The sequence below is a fragment of the Zhenhengia yiwuensis genome (assembly GCF_014384995.1).
Taxonomy (GTDB): Bacteria; Bacillota; Clostridia; order Lachnospirales; family Cellulosilyticaceae; genus Zhenhengia; species Zhenhengia yiwuensis.
On record NZ_JACRSY010000036.1, the window covers coordinates 1 to 15,896 of the forward strand.

Annotated in this window: 19 protein-coding genes; all 19 read right to left on the minus strand. The window is 35.1% G+C overall.

Features of this window, described 5'->3' with window-relative positions; all coding sequences use genetic code 11:
- Window positions 1–1,315 (minus strand): BppU family phage baseplate upper protein (locus H8718_RS16190; protein WP_249333769.1); only part of this gene is annotated, 1,315 nt, incomplete at its 3' end.
- A gap of 19 nt (window positions 1,316–1,334) precedes the next feature.
- Window positions 1,335–1,523 carry a hypothetical protein gene (locus tag H8718_RS16195; RefSeq protein ID WP_249333771.1) on the minus strand — a complete coding sequence of 63 codons (189 nt, stop codon included), beginning with the start codon at window positions 1,521–1,523 and terminating at the stop codon, window positions 1,335–1,337.
- Entirely contained in the window at window positions 1,520–2,596 is a 1,077-nt protein-coding gene (locus tag H8718_RS16200) for a hypothetical protein (RefSeq protein ID WP_249333773.1), read from the minus strand. Before H8718_RS16200 ends, H8718_RS16195 begins: the two co-directional genes overlap by 4 nt.
- Window positions 2,589–5,849 carry a phage tail protein gene (locus H8718_RS16205; RefSeq protein ID WP_249333775.1) on the minus strand — a complete coding sequence of 1,087 codons (3,261 nt, stop codon included), beginning with the start codon at window positions 5,847–5,849 and terminating at the stop codon, window positions 2,589–2,591. Before H8718_RS16205 ends, H8718_RS16200 begins: the two co-directional genes overlap by 8 nt.
- 16 nt (window positions 5,850–5,865) lie before the next feature.
- The gene (locus tag H8718_RS16210; protein WP_249333777.1) at window positions 5,866–8,265 is read right to left on the minus strand and encodes a phage tail tape measure protein; all 2,400 of its coding nucleotides are present in this window, start codon (window positions 8,263–8,265) and stop codon (window positions 5,866–5,868) included.
- Window positions 8,258–8,518: a hypothetical protein gene (locus H8718_RS16215; protein ID WP_249333779.1), complete on the minus strand. Its 261-nt coding sequence runs from the start codon at window positions 8,516–8,518 to the stop codon at window positions 8,258–8,260. The genes H8718_RS16210 and H8718_RS16215 overlap by 8 nt, the downstream gene beginning before the upstream one ends.
- A 47-nt stretch (window positions 8,519–8,565) precedes the next feature.
- Complete coding sequence (locus tag H8718_RS16220) at window positions 8,566–8,889, minus strand: hypothetical protein (protein ID WP_249333781.1); 324 nt, start codon at window positions 8,887–8,889, stop codon at window positions 8,566–8,568.
- A 49-nt stretch (window positions 8,890–8,938) separates the two neighbouring features.
- Entirely contained in the window at window positions 8,939–9,550 is a 612-nt protein-coding gene (locus H8718_RS16225; protein WP_249333783.1) for a hypothetical protein, read from the minus strand.
- Window positions 9,547–9,915 carry a hypothetical protein gene (locus H8718_RS16230; RefSeq protein WP_249333785.1) on the minus strand — a complete coding sequence of 123 codons (369 nt, stop codon included), beginning with the start codon at window positions 9,913–9,915 and terminating at the stop codon, window positions 9,547–9,549. Before H8718_RS16230 ends, H8718_RS16225 begins: the two co-directional genes overlap by 4 nt.
- Window positions 9,903–10,316, minus strand: coding sequence for an HK97 gp10 family phage protein (locus H8718_RS16235; RefSeq protein WP_249333787.1), 414 nt, complete (start codon window positions 10,314–10,316; stop codon window positions 9,903–9,905). Before H8718_RS16235 ends, H8718_RS16230 begins: the two co-directional genes overlap by 13 nt.
- A complete protein-coding gene (locus tag H8718_RS16240) occupies window positions 10,316–10,618 on the minus strand; it encodes a hypothetical protein (RefSeq protein WP_249333788.1) in 303 nt (100 codons plus the stop codon). The genes H8718_RS16235 and H8718_RS16240 overlap by 1 nt, the downstream gene beginning before the upstream one ends.
- A complete protein-coding gene (locus H8718_RS16245; RefSeq protein WP_249333789.1) occupies window positions 10,611–10,925 on the minus strand; it encodes a phage head-tail connector protein in 315 nt (104 codons plus the stop codon). Before H8718_RS16245 ends, H8718_RS16240 begins: the two co-directional genes overlap by 8 nt.
- 33 nt (window positions 10,926–10,958) lie before the next feature.
- Window positions 10,959–11,081: a hypothetical protein gene (locus tag H8718_RS20645; protein ID WP_283246254.1), complete on the minus strand. Its 123-nt coding sequence runs from the start codon at window positions 11,079–11,081 to the stop codon at window positions 10,959–10,961.
- An 11-nt stretch (window positions 11,082–11,092) separates the two neighbouring features.
- Window positions 11,093–11,947 carry a N4-gp56 family major capsid protein gene (locus H8718_RS16250; RefSeq protein ID WP_249333790.1) on the minus strand — a complete coding sequence of 285 codons (855 nt, stop codon included), beginning with the start codon at window positions 11,945–11,947 and terminating at the stop codon, window positions 11,093–11,095.
- A 15-nt stretch (window positions 11,948–11,962) separates the two neighbouring features.
- The gene (locus tag H8718_RS16255) at window positions 11,963–12,538 is read right to left on the minus strand and encodes a phage scaffolding protein (RefSeq protein ID WP_249333791.1); all 576 of its coding nucleotides are present in this window, start codon (window positions 12,536–12,538) and stop codon (window positions 11,963–11,965) included.
- Window positions 12,539–12,659: 121 nt separating this feature from the next.
- Entirely contained in the window at window positions 12,660–13,403 is a 744-nt protein-coding gene (locus H8718_RS16260; RefSeq protein ID WP_249333792.1) for a hypothetical protein, read from the minus strand.
- 55 nt (window positions 13,404–13,458) lie between these two features.
- Window positions 13,459–13,755 (minus strand): hypothetical protein, encoded by a 297-nt coding sequence (locus H8718_RS16265; protein WP_249333793.1) that lies wholly within the window; start codon window positions 13,753–13,755, stop codon window positions 13,459–13,461.
- Window positions 13,756–13,793: 38 nt separating this feature from the next.
- Entirely contained in the window at window positions 13,794–14,564 is a 771-nt protein-coding gene (locus H8718_RS16270) for a minor capsid protein (RefSeq protein ID WP_249333794.1), read from the minus strand.
- Window positions 14,548–15,891: a phage portal protein gene (locus H8718_RS16275; protein ID WP_249333796.1), complete on the minus strand. Its 1,344-nt coding sequence runs from the start codon at window positions 15,889–15,891 to the stop codon at window positions 14,548–14,550. The genes H8718_RS16270 and H8718_RS16275 overlap by 17 nt, the downstream gene beginning before the upstream one ends.
- Window positions 15,892–15,896: the final 5 nt, after the last annotated feature.

Genomic DNA, 15,896 nt, shown 5'->3' on the forward strand with positions numbered 1-15,896 from the left:
TCGTAAAATCTTTCCCCATTGTTTTAAGCACACCCATATACTCTTCACGTAAAGTGCGACCTGTTGACATTTCTACATGGTCTTCATCGCTTGCAAGTTTTAAAATACTTGTTTTACCTGTAGAATCCGTAGTACGAAGTTCTTTGATAGATGGTGAGTTATTGAGGACTGAAAAACTATGTTCAATTTCTTGCGGTGCTGGTATTGAATAATTATAAAAATTATAAATCAGTTTTCCATCAAAAGGTCTTGCATTTCCTCCAATAAAGATGCCATTAGGAAAATTTGACTCAACTTTATATAAGCCATCACCACTAAAAGTAATAAGCTCTCCATCAAAAAAGAATGATGGTACATTATCTTTTAAAGCAAACAATACTTGATGTGGTACATTTTTTTCAACTTTAAACAGCGCTCGACCTTGAAAGACAATCGTGTTGTCATTTCTTCTAATATCTAAAGAAAACCCACCAATTATCCCAGAGGCGTCTCCTAATTGTATACACGATACAATTAAATTGTCATTTTTTAAATTAAATAAAAATCTATTTGCACCATTAATTGCATAACTGTTTGCTATATATTTAAATCCAAAAACAAAGCTATCACTATAATCAAATGTGTCTGAAATCTTTATTTGCCCATCAGTTTTACTAACAGTATCTACAATTCCAATACTACTGTTCTTAATAAAATCAAATTTTGTCTGAGGAGCACCACCCAAGGTTAACATACCTTGTAGTCTGTCACCTTCTGCTTTAGCATAATCACCTTGTTCTTTAGCGTAATCCCCATTGGACATAATTTGATTGGCTTTACTTTCAGCTTTATTAGCTGTAGTCATTGCGCTTTCAGCTGTTTTCTTAGCTTGCTTAGCTACTTCATCTGCACTCGAAACCTCTAGTATCATGTTTTGTAAAATACTATAGTTTGCATCAGCTTGAACGGTATTGTCATCCATTAAGCTCTTGCGAACAGTATATTTAAACGTTGGGGTAGTAAGTCTCATAGTTTGATTTGTAGCATCATAGATTTGTAGTTCTGCGAATACATGCCCTACTTCTGTAAACATACTTTGTAACAATACAATTTCTGCTTTACCATTATTCGCATCAGATATCGTACAATCTTGCTGTTGTCCATTTATAACCATTCTTACAATGCAGTTTGATAGATTATAAGGTGTTATTCTATCTTCTAGTAAACTGAATGTTATTTGACACATTCCAAAATCTTCTGTCGTGAACTGTATAGCCGGTGCATTAAGTACCCCCATATAAATGTCCATCAACACTTCATAATTCTTAGGCTTCATATTCTAGCAGCCCTCCTTCCTAATATAAAAGTTTTCCTATTATGATAATCGAACCACTGCTATAGTCAATGTAAACCCTGTCACCTCTATTAACTTGTGCTAGGCTATTGTAATAAATATCAACTTCTTGCTCATCTGGCCCATCTATTTTTATTTTCACGCCTTTACCTGGTGCTACATCTAATACTGTTGCATACCTTGGTTTCATTCCAATCTCACCAACCTTTTACATACATGTTGCATTTTTGCTCCTGCTTTTAATGTGATGCTGTAGCTTTGCTCTACAAATATACCTCTTAAGTCTTTGTGCCTTAAATCTAATATATCGTTAACGGTATGCGTAGGCATATTAAGTGTTTCAAACGTCACCTCTTGCTCTACCTGCACCGCGTTAAAAGCTAATTTTCTTACGAGATTATCTAACTCTGTCTGATTTGCAATGTTGTCCACGGTATCAACGTCTACAATTTTTTTACCATGTCTACGCTGTATCGAAAAGATACTTGTAGGGTCTGTGTTGGTATAAGTGCTGCTAAGCATTCCTAATTGTGGGTGGCTTACTATACGAGTTATCACATTAGGTATGTTATAGTAGTCCATCTTTTTACGAGGTGTACCCAAGATAATAGACATTTCATTGTCTTTATAAGTGTTCGTAACATTCAATGGACTAGGTTCTACGTATTTCTTACTCACGAACCAACCGTTAGCATCCGTCATAAGGCTTGTATAGTTGATTTGTTCTGCGAAATAGTTAAACCATTCAGCCTTATTTTTTGTGTAATCGCATACCACATCAGCAGTAAGCACTAAGTCAGTAGCTTGAATATTGATTTTGGTAATACCACAACTAATTAAAAAGTATCTAAGCACCTCACCATAGTTCGTGCCTTTTAGAAATAGTTTAGGGCTATCTAGCTTATCCTGCTGTACACTTATGACTTCATCGTAGCAATTCGCATAGCATATACCATCTTCTACAATTGGAGTAAGCATTAAAAAAACACCTAAGCTATACCACTTAAGTGCTTTATTAATTCTTATCCCCATACAAACTCGTAGCTTATCATTTAGATAATCTACTCTATCATCTTCTGTAAATTCAAGTGTTGCATAACGCTTAATCACCTTATCGTTATATACGTTAATCGTACCATTTTTAAGATGTAGGTCACATTTTTTACTCCCATAATAATCGAGCAGTTCCAATTTGTAATATTCTTCTCTCGCTCCATACTTACAAAGGAGTGCATCTAATTCAGATTTAGTTAAATTATTCATAGTCTACACACTCCTTATAATCTACTACCGTTGCACTAATAGTACCCTCATGGTCACTCAAGATACTGTTACGATTGTATGGTAGAGATGGTATGACGAAAAATACTTTTTCTGAATGATCTCTATAGCAAAATACTTCCCTGCGGTGGAACATTTCAATCAGTTTATCCAAGCTATCGCATTGTAGCAAGTTTAGACTGATATTTTTACTTTGATGTTCGCCGAATACTGCTATAGGATAAGGTCTACCACTAACTTCAATAAGTGTACATTCTAACCCTAAGTTAGCATTGAACCTATCACTTGATGTGAAGAAAGCACAGTTGAGTTGGTCGTCTAACTTATCTACAGTAGCTAATACGGACCTATTAATTTCTACATACTCATAGCTTCTATTACTGTCTTTGTAGACATCCGATGCATTTATACCTCTGATAACATAAATGCAATCTTTGTGAGGTGTGTAATCAGTATAGTATGTGTTAGTAGTCTTTGCGATAACCTCATTGTTTCGTATAATATAAAACTTCGTAAATTTATTGTTTGGGTTATCCCATCTTAATTCTACGGTATTTTGTACGCTTATACTTGATAGCTTGATAACCGTGTTTTCTGTAGCATTGATAGTGATTTGTTTCGTGCCCCACTCACTCTCTAAGCTGTATTGATTCATTACCTTAACTCTTACAGTGTAGCTACCATTAGCCAAGTAGTCATTAATTTTGTGACTTACATACAACCCATTATTCCAATCGGTACTATGGATAATCTCACTACCTTTTAGTAGTTCAAGGATATAGCTTTGTTGGTCTTGTGTGTCCCATGTGATAGTAGGTCTACTTGTCGTAAAAGTACTACTACTTGTAATAGTTGGGGTAGGTGGCCTACCTTGTACGATCCATTCAGCTTTTTTTGTTACATGTTTTTCTACGCCTGCGCTCGTACGGTATGTTACAGTAAGTACCATACTATGCTTACCTGTTTGAAGTGCACCTGCTATTAAGATTTTTTCTTTTTCAGTCGTACCTGTATAAGTTGTACTTTCGTCTATAACCAGCTTCCATTTACTTTGATTTTGAGATGTCCACCATACTCGAGTAGGGTTATCACGTTCAGTAATAACACCGTCGGGTTCAAGTACCCCAATACTTGGTAATGTTTCGGTGAGCGTTGAGGTGATTTCTTCCCAGTTGGTCCATCTATCTTTAAATGCTACTCTTACTCTAAATCTATGAAGACCAGTAGTGAGTGAGTTGTTAGGGATAGATACGCTTACAGCTGTAGTTCCGCTGTAATTTTTTACTTTGGCATCACCTTTATAAATTTCAACCTCATATTTCTGTTGATTCGATGAACTCCATGAAAGAGATAAAGCCAAGTCTATATTACTACCACTCAAATTAATATTATCTAAGGTTGCTACTATATTTTTTAAGGTTACTGTTTTACTTGCGCTGTTAACATATCTATTAGAATAGGCAACCGTAACTTTAATAACTTGCTGTCCTTCGGTCAGTTGCTCTGCAGGAATAGTATAGCTAGTCGCTGTAGTTCCTGTGTATGTTTTTACCACTTGATTAGATTTTAGAACTTCTACTTTAAATTGCTGTTGATTGCTAGATTGCCAACTTACCTTAATAGGATTTTCCCAGTAGTCACCTTCTACAAGTAAGTTTGAGATGGTTGCTTCAATATCCTTTAATGTTAAGCTTCTAGTTTGATTATTTACAAATCTATTCGCATAACCTACCCAAACTCTAAATACATGTTCGCCTTTTGAAAGATGTCCTGCTGGAATAGTATAATGCTTTGCTGTAGTCCCTGTATATGTTCTAACAACTACATTCTCTTTCAATACCTCAATCTTAAATTGCTGTTGGTCTGTACTTTGCCATGATAAGTTAATAGGTGCTTCCCACAGGTCTCCAGATACAAGTAAGTTAGAGATAGTAGCTACTACATCTTTTAATGTTATGTTTTTAGTGGTATATGCACTCCAAGCATCACCAGCACTGCCCGTATAAGCTGTTCTAACCCTAAACGTATGTTCACCAGCACTAAGGGTACTAGCAGGTATTTTTAAACTTGTCGCTGTTGTACCAGTATAAGTTTTTACTAAAGTGTTGCCTTTGAGGATTGTTACCTCGTACTTATGTTGGTTGGTACTTTGCCAACTTAGAGATATTTCTCTCTCCCAAAACTCTCCTGCAACAATCAGATTTGAGGAAGTTGCTGTAATCCTGGTTAGAGTTTTAGTAACCTCTTTAGTAACCCACCTGTCAACGTTGCCATAACCTGTATAAGCAACTGACAACTTAAATACAGCAGAACCGTAAAACGCTATACTCTTAGCAGGTATCGTATACGCCTTCTGGCTATCACCGCTAAATGTATTTTTAACTACACCAGCTTGTATAACTTCGATTTTCCACTTGCTTTGATTTTCTGATGTCCAAGTTATAGGTATATCGTAGTCGATGTTTTCAGCATTAATATTTAAATCTGATATTGTAGCTTGAATGTCTCTTAAAGATAAATTCAATGTAGACCAATTTGTCCATGCTCCTTGTGGATTAGCTACTCTAACTTTTACTAGTGCATTTTCTTTGCTCGAAAAAGTGTTCGCAGGAATGACTAAGCTTTTAGATGTTGTTCCTGTAAGAGTACTTCCTACTTTATTATTATTTTGCCATAGTTCAGCCTCATACTTGCCTTGGTTTGTTGATAGCCAACTTACTGTAATAGCCTTCTCCCAGTAGTTCCCCTGTTGTAGTAAGTTTGAAAGTGTCGCAGGAGGATATTCAGATAATACTGTATACGTAGGATTGAAAAGCATCTTATAGCTACTATTGCTCCCGTTATGCTCTCCTGTTAAAATAACACCTTTTTCTTTTACTTCTTCAACGAGTTCTGATGTTATATGAAATTCAAAAGGGTTTTGGTTTTTGAGTTCAAAGAGTCTTCTCCCTCGAGTTGGTAAATGATTAGGTGTCATAGCATTGACATCTATATAGCTATTTGCTATATACAGCCACATAATCATGTAAGGTATAGAAGGTCTTGGTAGACTCATCAAAAAACTTTCTACACTTGCATTATCTCTAAATGTTATATAAATATCATTTGTAGTCATGCTATTTACATATCCATAGGATATACCAAAATCTAGACTTGTTGAGTCTACAGCTGATAAGCTATAAGCCCCATTGTTGTAGTTCCAAAATCCTCTCCAATGTGTATTTAATGTTGCCATTCTATCCCTCCTTTCTTTACACTAGTCCACCACGAGCAAGCATTTGCTGTTCACTTGGCAGCATCTTAATAACTCTCTCTACTTTCTGAATAGCACTAATGAGGGTATCTAGTCTATTTTCTACTCCACTATTATCTGCTATATTGTTAAACATTTCCCTTGTTTCGTGGTTGTTCACAATTTTAGCCCCTCTTTCCACGAACATTAATTCAGGGCCTACCTCATTCATACGGGTAAGTCCACCACTGAAATATGAAGTACCGTTCGCATTTCTTGGCACATAAGAAATACTTGTGCTATTACCATTTGTTACGGTAACTTTTCTATATTTAGCCTCTAGTTCAGCTCTTCGTTTCTCATATTTCTCATCTTCTTCAAGTTGTCTTTTAAGCATTTCTTCATGTAAAGCAAGTTTTCTTTGAATTTTCTTTTCTTCAGCTAGAGTACCTCCATTAAACTGCTCTCTAAGTTGTTTTTCATACTCTGACATTTGTTTATTAAAATAATTAGAATAGGCATCACTTATTTTTTCTATAGAATCTGTAGCTGATTTTTCCATATCTACAAAACTGCTTGATACACTATCAGCAACATCAGTTAATGCTTGATCTGCTCCCTCTGCTAATTCTTCTGAACCTTTCTTTGCTTCTTTATAGAAAGAAACAATATCTGCACGAATGTAGTCTAGTTTTTTTATACTTGTACCAAGTCTATCGTTCATACCATCTACAACTGCATTTATGACTGCAATAAAAGCATTAGGAATGAGCAATATAGCGTTAACAACCCCTTGTATAGCAAGTACACTAAGTAATTCCATACGCTCCATCGCACTTTCCCAATTACCAGTAAACAAATCAACAGCAACCATCATTGTGTTATTAAAGAATTCTACAAATGGCATCAGAGCATTTTTTATCTCTCCTATAACTGCTATACACGCATTCCCCATAGTCTTTAAACTTTCAAGATTCTTACCAAACATAGCCTCAATAAGTAAAAAGAGAGGTTCTATTAATGGCCAGACCAAATCTACAAGGGTATCAAAAATAGCTACAACAACATCTATAAATGGGGTAATTTGCCCAACCCATTTAGACATGTAACCACTAATTCCTCCCACCAACTTATCCCACCAATTTGCTACAGAGTTGAAAAGCTTAAGAATTCCACTTATCAAAGGCTCAAAAACACTAAATAGACTTAGTTGTATGGATTCAAATTTACTCCCAATAGCCTTTTGTAACCCATCTATATTGTCCGTAATTGTTTTAGCCATGCGTTCAGATGTGCCCGTTGCATTTTCTAATTCACTTGTAAAATGAGTGACTTCATCTGCACTTGCCGCCAACATAGTCGTAAATGCAGCTAATTGGTTCGTTCCTGCCACATCCCTTAAAAAGCTATTCTTTTCAGCTTCTGTCATTCGTGTCATGGCATCTTGCATCTCTCCCATGACTTGAGTAAAGGATTTTGCTTTTCCATTAGCCTCATACATACTTAATCCATATGCTGTCATGGCATCTGTGGCAATCTTATTCTGACCATATAAACGTGCTAACACGGAATTTAATGCTGTACCAGCTTCTCCACCTTTTACACCAGCATCAGCCATTTTACTTAACCATGCCGTAGCCTCTTCAACACTTAACCCAAAAGCACGTGCTGTTGATGCACTATTCTTATAGGCCTCTCCTAACTGTTCCACATTTGTATTGCTATTACTCATAGCATAAGCCATAACATCTGCTAAGCGTGTGCTTTCTTTAACTTCCAGACCAAAAGCTGTAAGGTAATCTGTTACAATATCCGATGCTTTCCCTAAATCCATACTCGCTGCTGCCGCTAAATTTAAAATACCAGGTAAGCCATCCATACTTTCTTGAACATTCCATCCAGCCAAAGAGGTATATTCTAATGCTTGCGCTGCTTCTGTAGCACTAAATACAGTCTCAGCCCCAAACTTACGTGCACCTTTTACAAGTTCTTCAAACTCTTTATTAGTTGCTCCACTTATTGCTGCTACTTTACTCATTTGAGCCTGAAAGGCTACACCAACCTCAAAAGTTTGAACAATAAGTTCTTTCATAACCGAAATAAGCTGCATAAAAGCTTGTATTGCCAGCTGTACACCTGTACTAACTAACGCCGCCATAGCACCACCTAGCAATCCACTTTGAATGGAGGCATCGCCCATACCACTTGCGATATCACCAACACTCATACCAAATAGGTTGATATTTTTAACAGCGTCTAGAAATCCATTTCCCAAGCTTTGAATCGTTGCTTTAACAGAGCCTGATTTTTTTTCTACTCTTTCTGTACTATCTGCCACATTATTTAAATCTTTCTGGGCTTCACGTGCTCCATCTACTTTTACATGTGTCAGTAATGTTCCTAAATCTAAACTAGACATGCTCTTCCTCCTTTCCGTATTTTTCTCTTAACTTATCAACATCAGGAGAAGTACACATATAGCGAATATTATCCTTTAGAATTTCCATTCCTTGCTCTGATTTTGTATGTCCTTCTATTTGTGCTAATCGTTTTAACATTATAAATTCATCGAACGGAAGTGCTTTAACTTCTAGGTAGCTCATATTGGTAAATTGTGCTATCTTAATACACTCCCACGCAATAGCTTCATCATCATTGAATAATGAACTCATATCTACCCCATCTTGCTTATACTTTTTTGATACAAGAATGGGGCGATTTAGTTTGGGTTAGTCATTAATTCAAAGATAAATTCAAAATAAGCTTTGAAAATTTGTGTCTGAATGATATAGTCAATCCCTTCTTTATTGAGGTAAATACTATCAAAAACTCGACCTTCAGTATTGTTGTTTAATATTTTAAGTGTTATCTCTTCTGTTTGGGCTTCAATATCTTCAAAACGAAGTGTCTTATGATCTCTTTGCTTAAAGGCTTCTATTTCATTAAGAAAAAGCCTACTCGGTTTCTTAACATGGATGGCTGTTCCATCTAATAATGTAATAGGCATTACCTTTTCATTGATTACTCTTAAATCTAATTTCATATATAGATACCTCTTTCTTTTTTATAAATAAAACAGGCTAGGAATTAACCTAGCCTCCAATTACTTCTTTTTCTTCTTTATATGTCACCAGTGTTCCGTCTGCATCTTGACTAATCGCTGTAAATTCAGCATCAATTACTGTTTCATTCTCTGGGTCAAATGCAATCGTAAAACCATTTCTACTTGTACCCACAATAGTGAGCTTAATGTGTTTCCCTTTATCTGTTGTGTGTACAAAGTGAATAATATAGGACTTACCATCTGCGTGTTTCTTCCCACCAATTTTTACAATACGATAAGCGTTCTCTCGAGCAGGTTCTGTAACCCTAGCTGTTGCACATAATGCTTTCAACACTTTACCATTCCATGCAAGGATTCCTGATTTGAAAAGTACATTCTCTTTTGTTAGGAAGTTTTTAATAGTAACTCCCATATCATCTGTCACAACTTTCCACTCATTTGTGTACTCTAAACTTGCCCCTCCTTTTATATGTCCAATTTTATTTGCATCCACTTCAATTGCTGTGTCTTCTGGAACTTTCCCTGTAAACTCCATGATGTACAAGTCACCAGAACCAAGCTTTACATCGTCTTTATCTGTCATTGTGGTACCAGAAAAGAACTGAAGCTGTAACGGCATTAATAGCTTTTTAGCTTTCATCTATTTACCCTCCTTGTAATATTAAAGGTTGCCTTTTGATGATGTGTAGTCTGACTTGGCATTTTATTGCTTATGTAACCGCCACCATTTTGGACAACCTTAATGATTTTATTTGTTAATGGATTATCTCCTATAGTAATCAAAAGTCTTTTTACTTGCTCTATGATAGCCAAAGATTTATCTAAATCAAAAGCTATACATGTTATATTTAATGTATCTATGGCCTTAATCCCATTGTCTTGTATATTATAAAAATCATATACAAGACATTCTTGTATAGAAGGCCTTTCACTTTCATGATAAATCTTAATGCCTAACCGCTTTAAGACTTCATCTTGAATAAGTATTGCAATTACTTCATCCATTGTGAGCGTGCCCCCTCACCTAATATTTTTAATATTGTAGCTTGGTTAGCTCTAACAGCATTAAGAAGATATCTCTTGGGCTTAACCCCTTTTGTTGAATGCCATTTACCCTCTGCATCTTTATAACGCCATGGCACTTCTTTTCTACCATTACCACCTATTGCATAAATCCCTGTCCCCTCATGTCTATAGGGGGCATACTCTAATGTATTGCCTATAGTTACTTGCATTTCATTACGTTTAACCACATGGGTGATATCTGCCCTTAATGTTCCATCATCAACTGGGCATTCTTTCTTGGCATCATTTTCAATCTTTTGACCTACACGATCTAACCCGAACCATATGGCATCTGGTAATTGATTTGCTTTAGCTCTCAATTTATTTGCTATACTTCCCATTACACAACCTCTTTCAAATAGACCTGTGCAAGCCTCCCCAGTTCATTAGGTGGCTTTTCTACTAGGTAAACCTTATTGTCTGCTGTCTTTAATCTCTGCCCTACTTTTAATCCTCTATGACGTGTAAGTCCCAAATGTGTAACTTCTGTATATGATAGGTCATTTTTAATGTTGGTGCCTGAAATATGGTTAATCGCAATGCTTAATGTACCAATAAGACTTTCTTGGGCCTTACTCCCCCATTTACTCTTAGTTTCAATTTCCTCCCATATTTCACACCTTTGTATCTGCCGATTAATCATTAGAAACACCTCTTTTTAGCAGTCTGTGAGCGTATAGGTCACGTTTAATTTCATTAGGTATATCTTCTACATAGGTTTCAGAAACACCACTATAGGATTGAGATTTCAACCCCTCTGTGCCTTTACGGTTATAGAGTATAATGGCTAAATCTATTACTTGGTTTTGTAATTCTTTTTCTACATAAGCTTTATCTCGCTTAGTAAAGTTCATTACTTTATTGATAGCCTTATCAATATACCTTTGTAATAATGGCTCCTGTGTCTCATCAGCACCAAGTTCTAATTTTAATAGTTCAATTGTATCCATTCTCTCACCATCCTTAAGAAAAAGGGGAAGGAATTATTCCTCACCCTGCTGTTCTTTTTTATGTTTACGTTTTTTAGGCTTTTCAATCTCTTTTTCTTGCGTTACTTCTTGACCTAGTTGCTTTTCTTCTCGATTATGATACCTTCTTAACAACATCTCATCCCTCCTTACGCATCAGCTTCTGCTTTGAATTGAGCAACAACTACTTTACTATCATTGGATAAATGAGCTGTGTAATGTTCATCTGCTGTGATAACAGTTGTTTTCTTAAGGATATCTCTATCGCTTTCTACAATAACATCACGCTTTTTGTAAATGGTTAATGCTGGTACATCTCCATCCACTTCTGCATTTGTTACTTTTACAATAGGACATTCATACCAAGTAGAGTTTAATTTAACTTTTTTAGATGGGATAACTTGGCAACCTGCAATCTCTCCAATAACACCTGTCATAACCACATCTAAAGGATATTTATTTTTGTCTCTAAATTCTGGGTCAAGTCTTAATTGAGTAATTTGTTTTGGGTGTACAAACATTACTTTTTGTGCATAGTCTTCTTCTCCAAATACATCAACGGCTTTCACTACGCCTTCATATCCGATAATAGCTGCTTTTCCATCATATTTAGCTGTAGCACTATTAAGTGCATCATAGCAATCATTATCAATCTTAGCTGCAATAGAAATTTTAAGTTGCTTTTCTGCTTCTCCTACTGGGTCACCATAACCACTTAATGCAGCTTCATCTGTAATCTCAACACCTTTACCAGCTTTTTTTACAGTAGCAGTTGTTGTAGTAGCTGATAATACTACGGTATCCATTGCTACACCTTCTGCTACCACTTCTGCATCACCAATGTACGCATATTTAGGAACAGTAATTGTATTACCTGGTTGACCTACTAATGCGCTATCAATCTTTGCAAGTGGTGAAAACTTAATGGCTTTATCTAATCCTGCTGAAATCATATCTGCCATTACTTGTGGGTTTACTAAATTTGTTAATTTTGTTTGTGCCATATTAAGGCCCTCCTTTTATTGTGTTAGTTGTTTATAAACTTCAGGTTGAGCGTTATAGAGTTCCACTCTCTCTGAATAACTCATTTTGTGGAATTGTTCTTTTGTAATACCTTTAGGTGCACCACCTGTATTAGTAGGTTTAAATCCACCTATTTGTGGTGGTTGCTGCTCTTCTTCATCAAATAAGTAAGCATCACTTTCTTTGAGTGCTGTAAGCTGCTCTTCAAGTCCTGTAAATTTGTCACCTTCAAGCTTAACTTTGTCCATATCAAGAAGTGCTTTAAGTGCTTTTAAGTTCTTGGCCTTCGAACTTTTTAAAGCATCTTCCAATCTATAGTTAAAGTCTTTTTTAGCTGCTTCATCTTTAAGTTTTGCAATTTCTGTCTCATATTCAGTGACCTTATTCTGCAACTTCTCATTGTCTACATTATTTTTCTTTAAGTCAGTGATCGTTGCATGAGCTGTTTCAAGTTGAGCTTTAACATCTTCATAGTCAGCTTTAGCCTTCTCAACGTCTTTGCCGTTTTCGGCCATAATACTGTCTATAGCTTCTTTTTCAAGCCCTAAATCTTCTAAAAACTTTCTCTTCATAATAGCCTCCTACGCTTTTTACGAGTATGCTCTCACGGATTTGTTATGTTAGGTTATTCTTTTACGCCTATAACCTATTAAAAGGCAATAAAAAAAGCACTCCCACTTAGAGCGCTTTTTTCTATATTTCATTCATGAAAAATTGTATAAACGACCTCCCAAACTTACTTACCATCATTGAATCACTTCTATCTAATCTTTTAAAGCTTATTGAATTAATTTTTTCACCTTTCATGCTTTTTCTTATAATATCTTGTAGTAAGAGTATATTTTTATATAAATCATCTTCTTTTTCTGCTCTCTTACTAGTGAATAACCCAAGTCTTAATAATCGTTCACGCACTGCTTTGTATTGGTCATAGTCTATTTGAAACTCATTAAGTATATCTATATATGTTCTTTCCCTATCTACTGCATTTCTTTCATAGTAGAATTTTAATACACCTATATCAACCATTCTAAGTTCTTTTAATGTGTCATAATAAGTCAAGATAAAGTCTTCACTAGGATTTTTCATTCCTGCTATGTTTATAAATCCATTCGCTATATATTGTATCTTTTCTTCCTGAACCTCATCCAATGCGTAGTCACTGATAATACCAAAATAATACTCCTTAAATTTTATAAATTCATCTGGTTCAAGTTTAGTCAATCTTTCTTCTAGCACTAGTATCCTATTCTTAATTTGTAACATAAATTCTTCAAACATTCTCTCTTGTCGCTTTTGTTTATATGCCAACATACTACTCACCACTCCCGGAGCAACTGTACCTACAATGCCATCTAAAAATAGTGAACATGCTATTTCAGCCGCTGGTTCTTTTGTTGCATCAAATAAATCTTTTGCTTTTTCTTTTAAATTCATTTCCATCACTCCTTTACGCTATTTTAGCATAAAAGAATATTCAAAAAGCCCCCTATTAAGAGTGCTTAATTTCAAGATTATTATCTTTAAGAAATGTATAGATTGCTTTTGCTAAGCGTGTTACAGTTTCTTCTCCAAGTTCTAAACTGTACATATCTTCTATACCATGTAAAACTTCATGAATCAATGTTGCCTCTTGCTGTTCAGCATCATAAGCCTTATTGATATGAATTACTTTTTCATCATAAAAAATTTCCCCATAACATTCACCACTACCAGTCTTTAATGTTTGTTGAGGCTCTAAAAGTTTTATCTCATATTCTTTCCATCCTATTTTCACTTTTTCTACCAAGATTTCCCCTCCATTTCTCGTTTTCATTTCTAATACATTTAAATATCTAAAATCGGGATACAAGTACATCTGCACCGTGGATGAAAAGGTGGTATATCATAGCTATCAATACTTATAATTTCTCCACTTTTACCACTACAAATATCACACGTTCTTTCATCTTCTGCTACTAGAATTTCTAGTTCTTTATAACCACTATCTTTATAGCGTTGTGTAAGTCCTGCATTAAGTGTATGCATAAGCTCTGTACGAACTACTCTATCCGCCTCATTAAAACCTACTTGCATTTTATTCCTAACAGTTTTTACAAGGTCATCTTTCGATTTCCCTAAGACAATAGTGTCTGTAATGCCTTTTTTTAGTATCCCAGACAACTTATTTTTATTATCCCATACAGTAGATATAAAATGTTTAGAACTCCATGGTCTTGCTATAATCTGCTTTACTGCCACTTCATCTATTAATCCAAAACTTACATGAGGTAGAGGGACATCTTTGTAAATATTCCTAAGTGCTTCTTCTAGGTTATAATTAAGAATATCAACTTCTTTTATCCCCACCTTTGCAAGTTCAATATTGAGCCTTTCTACAAGTTGCTTATATCTTGCATAAGTCCATATCTCACTTCTAGAAAGCTGCTCATCGAGCATCTTATAATAAAGCCCTTCAACTTCTTTCTGTATCTTTTTTGATGCGTCCTTATAAATTTGCTCTATCTGTTTTTGCATCTTATCATTGGATAAATCAAATTGTCGCTGGGCTATTTCATCTATTCTTTTCTTCCAATAATCCTTATTCTTCTTTGTCATGATTATCAGCGAGCTCCTTTAGTAACTTAGCGTATTTTTCAGGATTAATAGCTTCATCTTGTTTTATACGTTCAAGTTCTTCTTCCAAAGACTTAGCATAAGGATGTCTTTCGATAATACTTCTGCTAGAGACAACGCCTACTGAGTTCTTACAGTTATTCACAATGTCCGTCTCATTCATCGTAATATCACGGTTACATTCAAGTGTTATAGGTTTATCTGTAACAGTTTTCCTAAGTAATTTTAAGTACTCATTAATGAAATACATTAAGTTCTTAAAGTAATTCTTAAGCTCTACCTCTAATTTATTACACTTAAGGTCTAGTCCACTATAAAGCGTTTTCAATGCAACCCCTGAAGGTGCATTACCACCTAACATTTTGTTGCGGTCTACACTGCGCCCATACAAGTTAATATCATCTTTCAGTGTGTTATTATGACTTTCATTAGCTGTAGTATCTATTGTAGGTGTTTTAAATTCTACTGACCCATCACTTTCTATTTCAATCATTCTTCTTTTTAACATGTCTTCAAGTGTTTTTGTATTTTCTGGATTCCCTGCATAACCCACTAATACAACAAAGAAGTTCTTGAAATCCTCTAGTAAATCATCTAATCTTTTACGATTACAAGCGTATGCATCTATAAGTTCCTTGACATATTTTAAGTCTGGTATTTCTCTATTATTATTTTTGCAATACACAAAAGGCACTTTACCGAATGAATACTGTTCTCCATCCATAGTAAAATGCCCAAACTCTTGACTATCTGGTAGAGATAAATACTTTTCTGAATCAAGAATTAACTTACCATTTTCCAAAATATAAAAGTATGTTGCCTGATGATCATAAACTTCAACTTTTGTAATCTTTTCCTTATTTTTTCCCTTATACTCTTCAATCTCATAAATCCTAACAACCCATTTTAAAGCTGTATGGGAATCATCTACCCATACTGGACAAATTTGCTCTGATTTATGTAAAAAGAATTTCATTCGCCCTTCTTCATTAAAATAAACTTGAGACCATGCTATACCCTTGTTCGCTGCTTCTGTAGTAAGTAATTGGAGTTTATATAAATAATTATCCCCAAGAACATTTTTCACTTCTTCAAGGTACTGCTCATCATCACAGCTAATAGTAACCTCTTGTCCCAATAAGTACTGGACTTTTTCATCAACTAGATTGTACATAAAAGCATGTGGCATTTCTGTATCTTCTGGTTCATTATCATAATACTGCTGACCTTGAAACATTAGTTTTCGTTGTTTACTTGCCAAGAACTCTCTTATGTATTCTTCTATGATAAATAAATCTTGACTATCCATATTAT